We start from the raw sequence: 14523 nt of genomic DNA, 5'->3' as shown, positions 1-14523 counted from the left end.
CATAACGATGCGACCCGCGTCACGAAAGGACAGTCTAGTGAGTGCTGAAACAGCTGCAGCCGTCAAAAACCCGCCCAAGGGTATTGGTGCCATGGCCGGCGCCATGTTCCTCATGGCCACTTCCTCCATTGGTCCAGGCTTTTTGACCCAGACCTCCGTCTTTACCGTCCAGATGGGCGCGGCCTTCGCCTTCGCCATTTTGTTGAGCATCGTCGTGGATATCGCGATTCAGCTCAACGTGTGGCGTGTCTTGTGCGTCTCCGGCATGCGTGCAAACGAACTGGGCAACACCGTTCTGCCAGGCCTCGGCTGGTTCCTTGCGGTGCTCGTCTTCTTGGGCGGCATCGTCTTCAACATCGGCAACATCGCCGGCACGGGTCTTGGCCTTAACGCGATGCTTGGCATCGATGCCCGAATCGGCGGCGTCATCGCAGCGGCGATTGCCGTCTTCGTCTTCCTGTCCAAGCGCGCCGGCATCGCGCTTGACCGCTTGGTGGCTGCCCTCGGCGCCATCATGATTCTGCTCATGCTCTACGTTGCCATCGTCTCCCAGCCACCAGTAGGCGAGGCGCTCAAAAACACTGTGATGCCAGAAGAGATTGACTTCTTCGTCATCACCACGCTGATCGGCGGTACAGTCGGCGGCTACATCACCTTCGCCGGTGCACACCGCCTCATCGACAGTGGAATGTCTGGTAGCGAGCACATCAAGAACATCACCACTACCTCCGTCATGGGCGTCATCATCACCGGCATCATGCGTGTGCTGCTCTTCCTGGCGGTCCTCGGCGTCGTCAGTACTGGCGTAGCACTGTCTGAGGACAACACCGCGGCAGATGCGTTCCGTCAGGCGGCCGGCGAGTTCGGCCTGCGTGCCTTCGGCGTGGTGCTCTTTGCGGCAGGCCTGTCCTCGGTCATCGGTGCGTCCTATACCTCGATCTCCTTCGTGACCACACAGAAGGTCGCCCCGCGTACCCGCAACTTCCTGACCGTTGGTTTCATTGCGGTCTGCACCTTGCTTTTCCTGCTTCTAAACTCCGCTCCGCAGAAGCTGCTGATTTTCGCCGGCGCATTCAACGGCATCATCTTGCCTATCGCGTTTGCGATGGTGATGTGGGTTGCTTACCGACGCCGCGACCTCCTCGGCGATTCCAAGTACCCCACCTGGTTGCTGGTGCTGGGAACCTTGGCCCTGCTCCTAGAGTTCTACATCGGTTTTAACTCTTTCTCCGGAATCATGAAGCTCTGGGCTTAGGGGCCATAGTCGATGTCTTACACAGCGCACTCTTCCTCGATGCAGCCTGCTAACGTACGGGCGCATGCACGGCAGAATCAGATGGTGACCACGGCAGGTTTCGCTGACGGCTTCATGCAGGCGAACCTGCTCGCCGTGCCGCAGGAATACGCATTCGACTTCCTGCTGTTTGCTCAGCGTAATCCGAAGGCGTGCCCGATTGTGGGCGTATTGGAGGCGGGCCAATACAGCTCGGAACTGCTCGCCGGTGGCGACATCCGCACTGACATTCCGGGCTACCGCATCTTCCGCGACGGTGAGCTGACCGATTCTGTGGAAGACGCCACCGAGTTCTGGACTGAGGACATGGTTGCGTTTCTCATCGGCTGCTCGTTCACTTTTGAGTCAGCGCTGCAGGAAAATGGCATCACGCTGGCCCATATCGAGCAAAGGCGCAACGTCGCGATGTACCGCACGAACATCGCGACTGTGCCGGCAGGCATTTTCAGCGGACCGCTGGTGGTCTCCATGCGGCCGATTCCCGCAGATCAGGTTGCCGACGCCGTGCGCATTACCTCGCGTTACCCGTCGGTGCACGGGGCGCCGGTGCATGTGGGCAACCCTGAGGCTATTGGCATTGAGGATCTTTCGCGGCCTGACTTCGGCGACGCCGTGGACATCCCAGAGGGTCACATCCCGGTGTTCTGGGCATGCGGCGTGACACCACAAGCAGTGGTGATGAACTCGAAGCCGCGCTTGGCGATTACCCACCAGCCCGGCAAGATGCTCGTCACCGACGCGCGTGACGTGGACTACCAGGTGCCTTAAGCCCGGTCTGCGGCTGCGCTTGCGGCTTCCTCCACAACTGCTACGACCGGCCGCGCGGTTTGGTTCCATTGGTTGGGTTTTATTGGTTGGGTTTCTTTACGAGTGGCCGGTGCCGGAAAACTCGGCTTACTGGTCCCTTTACCCCACAAAGGGACCCAACCTATGGGACCAAACTGCAATGGGGGGCAGGGAAGCCGCCCCGCCAAGCCACCCCAAGCTAGATGACCGCGAGCATCTTCTCGCAGGTGCGCAGCAAGCTGTCGTGCAAGAGCGCGGCAGCTTCTTCGCGTTTTCCTTCGGCAACGAGCTGGGACAAGCGAATGTTTCCCTCAATGTGCTCAGCATGCAAGGTGGGGTAACGCGGGATGACGAGCAAGAAGCTCAGCCGCATCCGTGCGAGCAGGTTGTTCATCTGCTCGTTAAGCGTCGGGGATTTAAGCGACGCCACCAGCGTGCGGTGAAAACGCTGGTTGATGTTGGATACTTCTTGGTCCTCACCGCGTTCCTGCGCGGCGCGAGCAGAAGTGACAAGCTCAATCAACGCTGCTGGGTCGGCGAATTCGCCCCACAGCACACCGGATGGCTCGATAGCGGCGCGTGCGATGAACAGGTCGCGCACGTAATCGGCATCCGGCGTCGCAATGAAGACGCCTCGGTTAGGGATGCGCTCCACGAGGCGCTGCGCAGCGAGCTCGGTGAAGGCCTCGCGGAGAGTATTGCGGGAACAAGAGAAGCGCTCAGCGGCTTTCACCTCGCTGAGCTGTTGGCCAGGCATGAACTCGCCGGCCGAGATGCCATCGCGAATTCTCGACGCCACGGACTGAGAAAGCATGCCAGACAGCTTAACTCATTGGGTGCGGAGGCCGCTCGAAAAAGAAGGTCACGGCCACTAGTCGATAGTCGCGATAACCTTCGACGGATCCAAGCGGTCGCCTTCCTTGGCCAACAGCTTGATGGTGCCGCCGCGTGGAGCCTTTACAACAGATTCCATCTTCATAGCCTCGATGGTGGCGATGTCATCGCCTTCTTCGACGGTGTCGCCGTCGGCAACGTTCCAGGCCACGAGGTTGGCGTCGTAAGGCGCGGTGACAGCACCCTCCGTGCTGTCGCCCTCACCGGCAGATTCTGCGTTGCCTGCCGCGCCAGATGGTGCAGCGCCGGCAGTCACACCGGAAAGCAGACGCTCTGGCAGACCAACGCTAACCAGCTTGCCGTCGATTTCGATGGCCACCTGGGTGCGCTTGGCATAGATGGCTTCCACCGGCGCGATGTGGCTCGTAGCCTCTGCAGAAGGGCGGTAGTTGTGGTCCAACCAGTCGGTGTAGATACCGGCTTGTGCCTCAGCATCGCCGTGATCGGCCAAGACCTGGGAGGAGACCATGTCGCGGTGGAAAGGCAGGACGGTGCGCACGCCTTCGATATCGAACTCCTCGAGCGCGTGCTTTGCACGAGCCAGGGCGATCTCACGAGTTGGGCCCCACACCAGCAGCTTGGCAATCAGTGAGTCGTAGTATGGCGGCACGATGGAGCCGGAGCGCACGCCGGCGTCAACGCGGATGCCAGGGCCCGTCGGCGGCTCAAAGCGCACGATGGTGCCAGGGCATGGCGCAAAGCCGTTCAGGATGTCCTCGGCGTTGATGCGGAATTCGAAAGCGTGGCCGGTGGATTCCGGATCAGTCGAGATAGAAAGTGGCTCACCCGCTGCGATGCGGAACTGCTCGGCAATGATGTCGACGCCGGTGACCACCTCAGTGACTGGGTGCTCAACCTGCACACGGGTGTTGACCTCGAGGAAGGAGATGGTGCCGTCCTCAGAAACGATGTACTCCACGGTTCCAGCGCCGGTGTAACCCACCTTGGCGCAGATGGCGCGTGCGCCTTCGTGGATGCCCTTGCGCTGTTCGTCGCTAAGCGCTGGGGCAGGGGCTTCCTCGATGAGCTTTTGGAAGCGGCGCTGCGTGGAGCAATCGCGGGTGCCGAGCACGGCGACGTTGCCGTGGGTATCGGCGAGGATTTGCGCCTCGACGTGGCGTGGGTGAGTCAGGAACTTTTCCACGTAGCACTCTGCGCGGCCGAAGGCTTCCTTAGCCTCGCGGCCTGCAGAGTTGAAGGCCGCCTCAATGTCTTCCAGGTTTTCCACGACCTTCAGGCCGCGTCCACCGCCACCATATGCAGCCTTGATGGCAATCGGCAGACCGTGCTTTTCAGCGAAGGCCCGGGCCTCCTGCCAGTCATCAATCGGATCCGAGGTGCCCGGTGCCAGAGGAGCACCGACCTCCTCGGCCACGCGGCGGGCCGCAATCTTGTCACCGAGCAGCTCGATGGATTCCGGGGTTGGGCCAATCCAGGTCAGGCCCGCACTGGCGACGGCGCGGGCAAAGTCAGCGTTTTCAGAAAGGAAGCCATAGCCCGGGTGGATGGCATCGGCGCCGGCGCGAACCGCAATGTCTAGCAATGCCGGGACGTTCATATAGGTATCGGCCGCGGTGTTGCCGGGCAGGGCGTAGGCCTCGTCGGCCACGCGGGTATGTAGGGCGCCTGCGTCTGCCTCGGAGTAGATGGCGATGGAGCGAATGCCCAGATCGCGGGCGGCGCGAGCGATGCGGACGGCGATTTCGCCGCGGTTTGCAATAAGGACTGCAGAAATCATGATTAACCTTTAAATAGTTGTAGCGAGTTCGAAGCGGACCGTGGCTCCCGGTGGAAGCTGTGCGGCGATATCAATGTCTTCTTCGAGGACGGTAGCAATAACGGGGTAGCCGCCGGTGACGGCGTGGTCACGCAGGAAGACTACCGGCTCACCCGATGGCGGAACCTGGACGGAGCCGGCGACCATTCCTTCGCTCGGGAGCTCGCCGGAGCGCGCACGTGACAAGGTCGCATCGTCGCTGGCCCTAAGACGCAGGCCGACGCGGTTGGACTGTGGAGTAACTTCCCATTCGGTATTTAAGAATTTCTCGAGGGATTCCTTGGTGAACCAGTCATCACGCGGGCCCAGCACGCAGCGCAGCACGCCCTCGGTCTGGCCACGGGACCCTTCGGTCACGCGCAGCGGGTTCGTTAGCTGCGCGTCGGTCATGGCGGTAGAACGCGGCAACACGCCGATGATGTCGCCTAGGCGCACCGGCGCCGGGCCCAGCCCGGAGAGCACGTCGGTGGACGCGGAGCTCAACTCGCTATCGGCAACGATGCCGCCGCGGATGGCGATGTACGAGCGCATGCCGTAGGTGGCGGGCTCGACGCGCACGGTGGAACCCGCGGTAACTAGCACGGGTCGCGCGAGGTGCACCGGCATCTCCTCGAGGACCACGCGGGCTTGGGCGCCGGTGACGCAAATGACGGTATCGGTGAGGGCACGCAAGCGAATACCGCCGATGTTTTCCAGCACCGTCGCACCGCGCGGGTTTCCCACCGCGACGTTGGCGGTGGCCGCTGCTGCCTGGTCAGCCGCGCCCGAAGGGGTAACGCCTAAGTTGCCACGGCCCGGGCGGCCTTGGTCCTGGAAGAGGGTGACAAGGCCTGGGTCGATGACTTCCATACGTGGCAGGCGCGCCGGGGTACGGCGGCCAAACGGGGTGGTGGACACGATGTCTGGCAGGGAGCTGACGGCACGGTAGCGCACGCGGTCGCCGGGCTGCACCAGCGCCGGCGGCTGCGCATCCGATTCCCACATCGGGGTCGAGGTGGTGCCTAGCAGCTGCCAGCCGCCGGGGGAGACGCGCGGGTAGACCGCGGAGAAGTTACCGGCGATGCCTACCGCACCATTTGGCACCGCGGTACGCGGGGTAGAGCGACGCGGGATGTCGACGCCGCGGGAGGCATCTGCCGGGGTGCAATACGTAAAGCCTGGGGCAAAGCCGCCGAAGGCAGCAAGCCACTCGGTCGAGGTATGCCAGTCGATGAGCCCCTCGCGGGACATACCGAGTAGGTCGGCAGCTTCGTCCAGATCCGCGCCGTCGTAAAGCACGTCGATCTCCACTAAGCGTGGCTCCTCCACGGAGCGTGCGGAAGGGTGGAAATCCTCCAAGAATTCGGCGGCGGCATGCGCTGAGTTCGGGGTATTAAAGGTGAGCAATAGGGTAGTCGCTGCGGCAATCGCATCGACTTGGTCTTTCAGTGGCTGCGCAGTAAGTGCCTCGTGCCAGGTCATGACCTGGGAAAGGTCATCCAACTCCACGAGCAACGCGCGGGTTCCTACGGGGTGAATGTGCATTAGATAAAGCTCCGGATCTCAATGCCACGGGCATCCAGCTCGGCTACCACGCCGCGCAGCATCTCCACGGCGCCCGGGGAGTCGCCGTGGGTGCAAACGGACTGCGCATCTACGCTAAGGACGCTGCCGTCGATGGCGGTGATGGCGCCGGTTTCTGCCACCTCGAGAACGCGCCTTACGACGTCGTCTGCCGAGTGCAGCACAGCATTGTCCTGTGTGCGCGAGACCAGGGTGCCGTCGGGGTTGTAGTTGCGGTCGGCGAAGGCCTCGCGGATTACAGTCAGGCCGCGTGCCTCGGCGACCTCGACTGCCACGCCGCCCGGCAGTAGCATGACCGGGATATCTCCAAAGGCCTTGATGCCGTCGATGACTGCCTTGGCCTGGGCCTCGTGGTAAACGATGGCGTTGTACATCGCGCCGTGCGGCTTGACGTAGCTCACGCGAGTGCCGTGTGCGCGGGCCAGCGCTTCAAGCGCGCCGATTTGATAGGTGACTTCGTCTGCCAACTCAGCCGGGTTGTAGTCGATGAAGCGACGGCCGAACGCGGCTGGGTCGTTGTAGCCCACGTGTGCACCAACGACGACGCCCGCCTCTTTGGCTGCGCGGACGGTGCCGGCGATGGAGTGCGGGTCACCCGCGTGGAAGCCGGTGGCGACGTTGGCAGAGGAGACCAGTTTGAGCATCGCTGCGTCGTCTGCGACTGGATTGCCTGCGGTGGTCTCGCCGAGGTCGGCATTGAGATCAATAAAGAGCTGGCTCATACACTCAAATCCCCTTTTAAAATTGTTCAACAATCTATAGGCGGATAGTGTATCGTGCGTCACGTCACTTTGTGAAGTGGGACGCCATTTTTAAGGAAAGGCGGGGGTAGTCACGGCGCGTCGATGTGCGTGACTACCCCCCGATGATGACGGTGGTGGGGTTGGCGGGGGATGCGGCGTCAAGAGTGCGTTCTCTGCAACCGGTGACCGGGCAGGCATAAGGTGAGATCTATGACGCAGCTGTATGAATCTTTGGAAACGTATCTGGAAAAGACCAAGGCGCAGCGTGAGGAGCTTTATAAGTGGTTCCACCAGCACCCAGAGCTCTCGCTGCAGGAGGCCGAAACCAAGGCACGGATTATCAAAGAGCTGGAGACGCTTGGCGACGTCGAGGTAGTCGACGTCGGAGCCGGCGTCGTCGGAATCCTGCGCAACGGCGATGGCCAAACCGTGGCGATGCGTGCCGATTTCGACGGCTTGCCAGTCAAGGAAGACTCCGGTGTTGAGTACGCCTCGACTGCCACTCAGGTCTCCGACAAGACTGGCCAGGAGGTGCCGGTCGGGCACATGTGCGGCCACGACATGCACACCACGTGGCTTTTGACCACCATCTCTTATCTGGCGGAAAACCGCGAGCAGTGGTCCGGCACTTTCGAGGCAGTCTTCCAGCCTGCCGAGGAGATTGCCGAGGGCGGCAAGGACATGGTTGCGGCGGGAATCACGGGCAAGATTCCGGTCCCCGATGTCATGCTGGGCCAGCACGTCATGGGCGCGCTGCCGCTGGGGCATGTTGCGACCAACGAGGGCATTAGCTTCTCCCAGGCTTCCACTGTGAAGGTAACTGTGCGCGGCGTCGGCTCGCATGGCTCCATGCCGGAGAAGGGCGTCGACCCAATCGTGCTTTCCTCCTCAATCATCATGCAGCTGCAGACAATTGTCTCCCGTGAGCTACCGGCCAGCGAGCGCGCGGTGGTCTCCGTGGGCACGATTCACGGCGGCACGAAGTCCAACGTGATTCCGGATAAAGTCGTGTTCGAGCTCAATACCCGCTGTTACTCGCAGGAAGTCGAAGACCACATTCATGCCTCGATCGAGCGCATCGTGAACAATCAGGCCGCCGCGGCGGGCGCGCCGGAGCCTTCCTTCGAATACTCCGATCGCTTCCCAGTGCTGGACAATGACCGCGATGTAACTGCCAAGGTCACCGAGTCTATGCAGACCTTGTTGGGGGAGGAGCGCACGGAGACCTTCGCGCCTCTCGTGGCCTCTGAGGATTTCCCGGATATCCCGAATGCCTTTGGCACACCGTATTGTTTCTGGGTTGTCGGCGGCTTCCCAACTCCGGAGAATGCACCGGGCAATCACTCTCCGCAGTTCGTCCCTGAGCTGCACCCCACCCTGGAAGCAGGTGCCGAGGCCACGGTTGCTGCGCTTTGCCCTTGGCTGGCGGTTTAAGGAAGCTGCGCTTTTAGATCCGGGTAGGAAGGCTGGGCGCCGCGGCCCAGCGCGGCGAAGGCGCCGACGCAGGCGGCGTGATGGGCGGCGTCGGTAAGCGTGGCCCCTTGTAGGAGCTTCGCCACGAGCGCGCCTGTGAACGCGTCGCCAGCGCCCGTTGTGTCCACCGCTTTGATCTGTGGGGTGGGAATCGGCGTGGTGCCCTCGGCATCCGCCACGATGGCCCCGTGCGGTCCAAGCGTTAACACCACCGCGGCAAAGCCTTCGGCGCGCAGGCATTCTACGAGTTCTTCTGGTTCATCGCCCGGCGTCTGCGCCCCCAGTTGCTTGAGCACCAACCCCGCCTCGTGTTCGTTAACCACGAGTGGGTCTGCCTGTAGGAGCGCCTGCTTATCGACGTCCACCACCGGCGCCAGGTTCACCACCACGCGGGCGCCTACCGCGCGTGCGAGTTCGACCGCCTTCTGGAATCCTGCGGCGGGAATCTCGCCCTGTAGCAGCACCAAGTCCGCCTTGTGCATTGCCCGCGCGTGCTGTTGAACGAACTCAGCGTCTACCCGCGCATTCGCGCCGGGGACCACGACGATGGTGTTCTCGCCATCGGCTGCGACCTCGATTACCGCAAGGCCCGTGGTGGTGGAATCGAGGTGTTCGACGTGGCTGAGATCGACGCCCGATGCTTCTAGCAGTTCCATGGCTGGGCCTGCGTACGCATCATCGCCGACTGCGCCCACGAATGAGACACTGGCGCCTTGGCGTGCCGCAGCTACCGCTTGGTTTGCGCCCTTGCCGCCGGCGAGGATGTCGCCGCCACCGCCTATCAATGTCTCGCCCGGGGTGGGGTGGCGTTCCACGCTAATCATCAAGTCGGCGTTGATCGAGCCGACGACTACGCATCGCGGCTGTTTTGTAGTCATGGAGTTTCCTTTGCGTTTGTGCCTTTTGTGTGCTCCCTTGTGTGGTCCACTCTAAGAGTCCGCGTCCAGGCTTGGGGCGGCGCAAGGGTGCAATTTGCCAAATATTGGGGTGATTTCGGGAAGTTTTGGCGCCTTGTTTGGCAAATTGTGCTGGATTGACCCCGATGGGCGTGCGCAAAACTGGGAAAGCCGCTCCCTATCTTCCAGCCCCTGAGAAGGGAGCTGAAGGAAGATGTGGAGCGGCTTATCTAAGCAGCGGATGCTTGCAGGGCTTAGAAGGTGCCCTTAACCTGCTTGCCGAAGTCGTTGACGGTTGCCTTGCGGGAGTCAACGTTCTGGTCGTTAGCCTGGGAGTTGTCGCCTTCCAGACGGCCAATCTGGGTGACCTCGATGTAGTTGTGGATGCGGCCTTCCTTGGTGTCGCCATCGCCGAAGTCGAGGTTTGCAACGCGAACCTTCTCGCCAGCGTTGATTGGGTTAGCCAGGGTGACCTCGAAGGTGCGGGTGGAGGTCTTCTCGTTGAAGCCCAGGTCACGGATGTGAGCGCCGTTGGAAGAACGTGGGGTGATGAGGCGGTCAACGCCCTTCGGGCCCTTGTCGGTCTTCACGTCAACGCGGTACTGAACTGCAGGGAAGGTGCCGTAGTAACGGTCAGAGCCAACGTTTTCCAGCTGCAGAGCAACGGTGCCTGCGAAACCGGAGTGCTTAGCGCCGGAGGTGGTGAAGAAAGGCTTCAGGTCGAGCTTCTGCTTCTCGTCAGACTTCTCGTCCTTCTTTACCTCTTCGAGCTTTGCCTTGTCAGCTTCCTCTTCCTTCTTAGCTTCAGCCTCGGAAACAGGTGCCTCGGTTACTGGAGCCTCGTTGTCCTTGACAACCTCAGCGTCAGCCTTCGGATCCTTGTCCTCCTGCTTAACCTCTTCGGTGTTCTGTGCGTCCTTGTTAGGAGCGAAGGAGTCAGCGAGGTCGTCGTACAGCTTGACGCGAACCTCGTTCTTGACTGGCTGCAGTGCGGACCAAGCGGTCGGGGTGGACCAGGTACCGTTGGTCTTGCAGTACTGCTGGGTGCCGGTCATGTTCAGAACGCGGAAGCCGTAGGTTGCTTCGCCGGTGTGGTTTGGCGGAACGTCGTAAGGTCCGATGGACTGGCCAGCCTCCCAGGACAGGGAGTAGGAAGCGGAAGCGCCGAGCTTGGTAGCGATCTCGTGGGAGATGCCTGCGGAGCCCTTGGAGTTCTTGCCGGAGACGTCGCCGCCCAAGTTCATGGAGGTGGTGCTGGTGCGGTCGCCGTTGACCTCCAGCTGGATGGACTGAGACTTGGACAGATTCTGCTGCAGCGGAATGTCCTTCTTAGTCTGGTTGGTGGTGGAGATGGTGCCAGCTGGCATGAAGGTGTCAGTTGCCTTGTAGACAACGGTGCGGTGGTCTTCCCATGGGTTGCAGACCGGGCGCGGGTTAAGGACGTTAGCCTTCTTGTGATCTGAGCCGTGGGTGGTGTGGATGATTGGCAGCTTGGCGTTGATGGCCGGAGTCTCTGGGTAGGACTCGGTGATGGTTTCAGCGTTAGCTGCTGGCATCATGAGCGTGCTGCCGGCGATGGCAAGGCCGGCGAACAGGCCGGCGGAGCGACGACGGATAGACATGTTTAGTTCTCCTCGAACGACTGGAGGTGGACGTATTTTTGGCGAGTTACGCACGGCGAATACGTTGGCGGTGCGTGACGAAGACCTACGCTAGCGACTGTTTTTCAGTGACGCACGATAGAGATGTATTGACAATTAAAGATAGAAATTCACATAAGTGTCATGAACGCTGTAAACAGCTTCGGTGGAAAATTAACGCTGACTGGGAATTTTCCAAATTAGGACTACATCGTGCGAAAAGTGTTCTTGTCCGAACGATCACAAACTAAAGTATGATTACTTTCAGGGGTGATCCTTATGTGGAAAATGGCTAAATGGCGGTCCTCGAAAGGCGGAAAATCCGTTTTGCTGGCTCAGCCCCGCGCTTCACCTTGGGATAGCCTGTGCAAATTAATGACTGGGATGTATTGTCACGTGGCTTATCGCGCCCAGTGGTGAGGATAACACCATGCGGGCTTATGTGCTCGGCTAACAGCATTTGGAAACCAGTCAACCTTAATAGTTCAAATGCCATAACCTGAAATCATGAGCGCCAAATCCCCAGAAAACCTCTTGCTTTATCTTTCTGAAGAGCAAGAACGGGCCATCGCCGAGCTATTCGACGACCTCGTTCGGCGTGGCCTGCCACGCCAGAATCAGCGCCCGCACATCACTATTACTTTCGCCCAATCCATGGCCCCCGAGGCAGTGGAACTGGCCGCTGAACTGCTTCCGCCGCTATTGCCAGCAACTTTTCAACGGGTGGGAACCGTAGTATTCGGAACGCGCTCGAAGCAATCAATCGCTTGGCTTCTGGAAACAACCGATGAGTTCGAAGCGGCCGCTCGGGAGATTAGCGCGGCCAATCCTGAATCACGAGGGGCCCGCTGGACCCCGCATATAACGATGGGACTTCGCATCCCGCGCGACGAGGTCGGCCGCTATATCGACGTCCTCGATGCCGCTACGAACGAGGCCACCCGCACCGCTGCACGCAGCGGCGGGCACTTGCTGAAGGAATTTACTGCGGCCCAAGCTGCGTACTGGCGGCCGGCGACTGAGGAATTGCGGGTGCTATGGGGAGATCGAGTAGCGTGACGAGCACCCGCTAAGCGGGGGATTTAGCGTTTAGTTCAAGAACTATTGCGCCGGGGTGGGAACAGCGACTGCATCGCCCACCAGGTCGATGACCTCTTCGCGAGTGCCCGCAGCACGCAGTTGTGCGCGGAAATCTTCCTTCATCAGGCGGCGGGCCAGCTTCGACAGAATCTTGAGGTGCTGATTGCCGGAGCCTTCCGGAACAGCGATCAGGAATACTAGGTCGGTTGCCTCCTCGCCCTCGGCCCACTGAATGCCGGGCTTGGGAAGACGGGCGAAAGCCAAGGTTGGGCGCGTGACCCCTGCAGTGTGGGCGTGCGGGATGGCAACGCCATTGCCGACGCCGGTGGAGTGTTGCTCTTCGCGGGCTAGTGCGGCGTCGACAAGCGCTTCGGCGTCGGAAGCGCGACCGGTGGCTGCGATGGAAGCGACGAGCTCGCGAATGATGTCCTCGCGGTTGGTACCACGCGTGGTCTCAAGCGCGACCGTATCGGGAAGAAGCAGGGCATCGCTATCGCTGGCGCCTTCAGTAGGAGTTGCTTCCGACGCCGCGGCACCCTTCTTGGCGGTGATACCGACGAGCAGGAGGATAAGCGCGGCGTCGACAAGAATGCCGGCCGCCAGGCCGATGATGAATCCGCCAACGTTGTCGACGGCGCCCAGCAGCGCCACGATCGGGCCGCCGTGCATGACGTGATCCTCGACGCCGAGCTGTCCCGCGATGGCGCCCGCGACGGCACCGCCGATGACGTTAGCCGGAATGACCTGCAGCGGACGAGCAGCGGCGAGCGGAATCGCGCCCTCGGTAATTCCGAACATACCCATGAAAAGGGCGGCGATACCGGAATCGCGCTCGGCCTTGTTGAACCAGCTGCGGCGAACCAAGGTGGCGACGCCGACGGCTAGCGGTGGCACGGCAATCGCCGTTGCCGCCATGCCCATCGGTGCCGCGTTGCCAGCCGCGATGAGGCCGCCGCCGAAGAGGAAGGCGGTCTTGTTGAAAGGCCCGCCCATGTCGAAGGCAATCATCGCGCCGATGACAGCGCCGAGTATGAGCACGGAGGAACCCTGCATGCCAGCGAGGTACTCCGTCATTGCCTCGAAGGCAGCGGCGACTGGATGACCGATGATGTAGATGAACGCCAGGCCCACGATGAGCGTGGTGAGAATCGGAATGACAATAATCGGCCAAATCGGCGCGACGTACTTGCCCACTGGAATCTTCTTGATGGCCAGGGCAACATAGCCGGACAAGATACCTGTGATGATGCCGCCAATGAATCCGGCACCCGCATCCGATCCGTAGAGCGAACCCGTCGTGGCGATAAGGCCGGTGATAAGTCCCGGTGCAAGGCCCGGCCTATCCGCAATGCCCACGGCGATGTAGCCGGACAAAATCGGCACCATCAAAGAAAACGCCAGGGCACCTAGCTGATTAATGGTGAACCAGAAGCTGCCTTCCGGAATGGCGATGCCCTCCGGGGTTGGCGTGCCGCCGATGGACAGCGCGACCGCGATGAGCAAACCGCCCGTGACTACGAAGGGGATCATGTGGCTCACGCCATTCATCAGGGATTTATACAGCGTCTGGCCAAAGCCGCGCAGACCCGAATCGGCAGTACCTTCTGTGCGGCCTCCCGCCGGGGTGGCGCTCTCGGCGGAGTCACGCCGGGCCTCAGCTGTAGTTAGCGCCGTTGCCTCCAGTGCACGGCCCAGTAGCTCCTCCGGGCGGCTAATGGCTTCGTCGACGCCGGTAGCTACGAGCCGCTTGCCGACGAAGCGGTCCTTAGCTACCACCGTATCCGCCGCGATGACAACGGCGTCTGCCGCATCGATGTCTGCCTGCGAAAACTTCCCTTCGACTCCGATGGAGCCGTGGGTTTCCACCTTAAGCTCGTAGCCCAGCTTCTGCGCCGCGGCCTCAAGGTTTTCCGCCGCCATGTAGGTATGTGCGATTCCCGTTGGGCAGGCCGTGATGGCAAGCAGCCTCGGCCTTGATTGCGATGTACTCATAAATGTGATCTAACAGGACGGGGAATCGGGAATCTAGCGGCGGTGGTATTTGGCCTGAGAACTGAAGCGAGGGAAGAGGGAACTGAATTGCGATAGTGTTTCGGATGTACGTGCTAATTGGGAAAGGGAAAATGAAGATGATCAAAAAGGGCGACAAATTGGACTTGTCAGGCGTATTCGACGATGTAGGCATTACGCTAAAACGCACTGATGATAAAGATGTCGGCGAATATCAGTACTCAATTCCACTATCTTTCAGTGACGATCCAGCATCTATTGCTGGTGCTGTGGATGTGTCATCTTCCGGCGAAATCTTAGGAGTCGAGCTCGTGATGATTCAACAGGTTATAGCTAATCGACAGCCTGAAAAGGGCGAGTAGCTTCC

12 protein-coding genes are annotated in these 14523 nt (G+C 60.9%); 5 read left to right on the top strand and 7 right to left on the bottom strand.

Going from position 1 to position 14523, the window contains the following annotated elements:
- Positions 1-91: 91 nt before the first annotated feature.
- Positions 92-1255: an NRAMP family divalent metal transporter gene (locus HMPREF3169_RS01895; protein WP_096336535.1), complete on the top strand. Its 1164-nt coding sequence runs from the start codon at positions 92-94 to the stop codon at positions 1253-1255.
- Positions 1256-1267: 12 nt separating this feature from the next.
- Complete coding sequence (locus tag HMPREF3169_RS01890) at positions 1268-2062, top strand: putative hydro-lyase (RefSeq protein ID WP_070455536.1); 795 nt, start codon at positions 1268-1270, stop codon at positions 2060-2062.
- Between the two features lie 217 nt (positions 2063-2279).
- Here the strand turns inward: HMPREF3169_RS01890 and HMPREF3169_RS01885 are convergent, their stop codons facing one another.
- From HMPREF3169_RS01885 to HMPREF3169_RS01870, 4 genes are read right to left on the bottom strand one after another with little or no spacing between them, the layout of a single operon-like run.
- Positions 2280-2894 carry a GntR family transcriptional regulator gene (locus HMPREF3169_RS01885; RefSeq protein WP_070455535.1) on the bottom strand — a complete coding sequence of 205 codons (615 nt, stop codon included), beginning with the start codon at positions 2892-2894 and terminating at the stop codon, positions 2280-2282.
- A 57-nt stretch (positions 2895-2951) separates the two neighbouring features.
- Complete coding sequence (locus tag HMPREF3169_RS01880) at positions 2952-4712, bottom strand: acetyl/propionyl/methylcrotonyl-CoA carboxylase subunit alpha (protein ID WP_070455534.1); 1761 nt, start codon at positions 4710-4712, stop codon at positions 2952-2954.
- A 9-nt stretch (positions 4713-4721) separates the two neighbouring features.
- Positions 4722-6275, bottom strand: a complete 1554-nt coding sequence (locus tag HMPREF3169_RS01875) for a 5-oxoprolinase subunit B/C family protein (protein ID WP_061920872.1) — start codon at positions 6273-6275, stop codon at positions 4722-4724.
- Positions 6275-7036, bottom strand: coding sequence for a LamB/YcsF family protein (locus HMPREF3169_RS01870; RefSeq protein ID WP_061920874.1), 762 nt, complete (start codon positions 7034-7036; stop codon positions 6275-6277). The genes HMPREF3169_RS01875 and HMPREF3169_RS01870 overlap by 1 nt, the downstream gene beginning before the upstream one ends.
- 231 nt (positions 7037-7267) lie before the next feature.
- On the opposite strand from HMPREF3169_RS01870, the gene HMPREF3169_RS01865 reads away from it, so the two are divergent.
- Positions 7268-8491, top strand: a complete 1224-nt coding sequence (locus HMPREF3169_RS01865) for an amidohydrolase (RefSeq protein WP_070455533.1) — start codon at positions 7268-7270, stop codon at positions 8489-8491.
- Here the strand turns inward: HMPREF3169_RS01865 and HMPREF3169_RS01860 are convergent.
- The gene (locus HMPREF3169_RS01860) at positions 8488-9408 is read right to left on the bottom strand and encodes a ribokinase (RefSeq protein WP_061920878.1); all 921 of its coding nucleotides are present in this window, start codon (positions 9406-9408) and stop codon (positions 8488-8490) included. The genes HMPREF3169_RS01865 and HMPREF3169_RS01860 overlap by 4 nt on opposite strands.
- Positions 9409-9680: 272 nt before the next feature.
- Positions 9681-11048: a hypothetical protein gene (locus HMPREF3169_RS01855; RefSeq protein WP_061920880.1), complete on the bottom strand. Its 1368-nt coding sequence runs from the start codon at positions 11046-11048 to the stop codon at positions 9681-9683.
- Between the two features lie 525 nt (positions 11049-11573).
- On the opposite strand from HMPREF3169_RS01855, the gene HMPREF3169_RS01850 reads away from it, so the two are divergent.
- Positions 11574-12125: a hypothetical protein gene (locus HMPREF3169_RS01850; RefSeq protein WP_061920882.1), complete on the top strand. Its 552-nt coding sequence runs from the start codon at positions 11574-11576 to the stop codon at positions 12123-12125.
- Positions 12126-12167: 42 nt separating this feature from the next.
- Here the strand turns inward: HMPREF3169_RS01850 and HMPREF3169_RS01845 are convergent, their stop codons facing one another.
- Positions 12168-14138 (bottom strand): fructose-specific PTS transporter subunit EIIC, encoded by a 1971-nt coding sequence (locus tag HMPREF3169_RS01845; RefSeq protein ID WP_061920884.1) that lies wholly within the window; start codon positions 14136-14138, stop codon positions 12168-12170.
- 131 nt (positions 14139-14269) lie between these two features.
- Between HMPREF3169_RS01845 and HMPREF3169_RS01840 the strand changes: the two genes are divergently transcribed.
- A complete protein-coding gene (locus HMPREF3169_RS01840) occupies positions 14270-14518 on the top strand; it encodes a hypothetical protein (RefSeq protein ID WP_148132089.1) in 249 nt (82 codons plus the stop codon).
- The last annotated feature ends 5 nt before the right edge of the window (positions 14519-14523 follow it).

Origin of the sequence: Corynebacterium sp. HMSC08C04, assembly GCF_001807495.1 — a bacterium.
Lineage (GTDB): Bacteria > Actinomycetota > Actinomycetes > Mycobacteriales > Mycobacteriaceae > Corynebacterium > Corynebacterium simulans.
This window is presented reverse-complemented; position numbering and strand designations above follow the sequence as displayed.

Excerpts from the sequence above, each read along its gene's own strand:
- HMPREF3169_RS01875 (WP_061920872.1), bottom strand. The coding sequence starts at position 6,275 with ATGCACATTCACCCCGTAGGAACCCGCGCGTTGCTCGTGGAGTTGGAT.
- HMPREF3169_RS01845 (WP_061920884.1), bottom strand. The coding sequence starts at position 14,138 with ATGAGTACATCGCAATCAAGGCCGAGGCTGCTTGCCATCACGGCCTGC.
- HMPREF3169_RS01885 (WP_070455535.1), bottom strand. The coding sequence starts at position 2,894 with ATGCTTTCTCAGTCCGTGGCGTCGAGAATTCGCGATGGCATCTCGGCC.
- HMPREF3169_RS01855 (WP_061920880.1), bottom strand. The coding sequence starts at position 11,048 with ATGTCTATCCGTCGTCGCTCCGCCGGCCTGTTCGCCGGCCTTGCCATC.
- HMPREF3169_RS01865 (WP_070455533.1), top strand. The coding sequence starts at position 7,268 with ATGACGCAGCTGTATGAATCTTTGGAAACGTATCTGGAAAAGACCAAG.
- HMPREF3169_RS01860 (WP_061920878.1), bottom strand. The coding sequence starts at position 9,408 with ATGACTACAAAACAGCCGCGATGCGTAGTCGTCGGCTCGATCAACGCC.
- HMPREF3169_RS01880 (WP_070455534.1), bottom strand. The coding sequence starts at position 4,712 with ATGATTTCTGCAGTCCTTATTGCAAACCGCGGCGAAATCGCCGTCCGC.
- HMPREF3169_RS01890 (WP_070455536.1), top strand. The coding sequence starts at position 1,268 with ATGTCTTACACAGCGCACTCTTCCTCGATGCAGCCTGCTAACGTACGG.
- HMPREF3169_RS01840 (WP_148132089.1), top strand. The coding sequence starts at position 14,270 with ATGAAGATGATCAAAAAGGGCGACAAATTGGACTTGTCAGGCGTATTC.
- HMPREF3169_RS01895 (WP_096336535.1), top strand. The coding sequence starts at position 92 with ATGGCCGGCGCCATGTTCCTCATGGCCACTTCCTCCATTGGTCCAGGC.
- HMPREF3169_RS01870 (WP_061920874.1), bottom strand. The coding sequence starts at position 7,036 with ATGAGCCAGCTCTTTATTGATCTCAATGCCGACCTCGGCGAGACCACC.
- HMPREF3169_RS01850 (WP_061920882.1), top strand. The coding sequence starts at position 11,574 with ATGAGCGCCAAATCCCCAGAAAACCTCTTGCTTTATCTTTCTGAAGAG.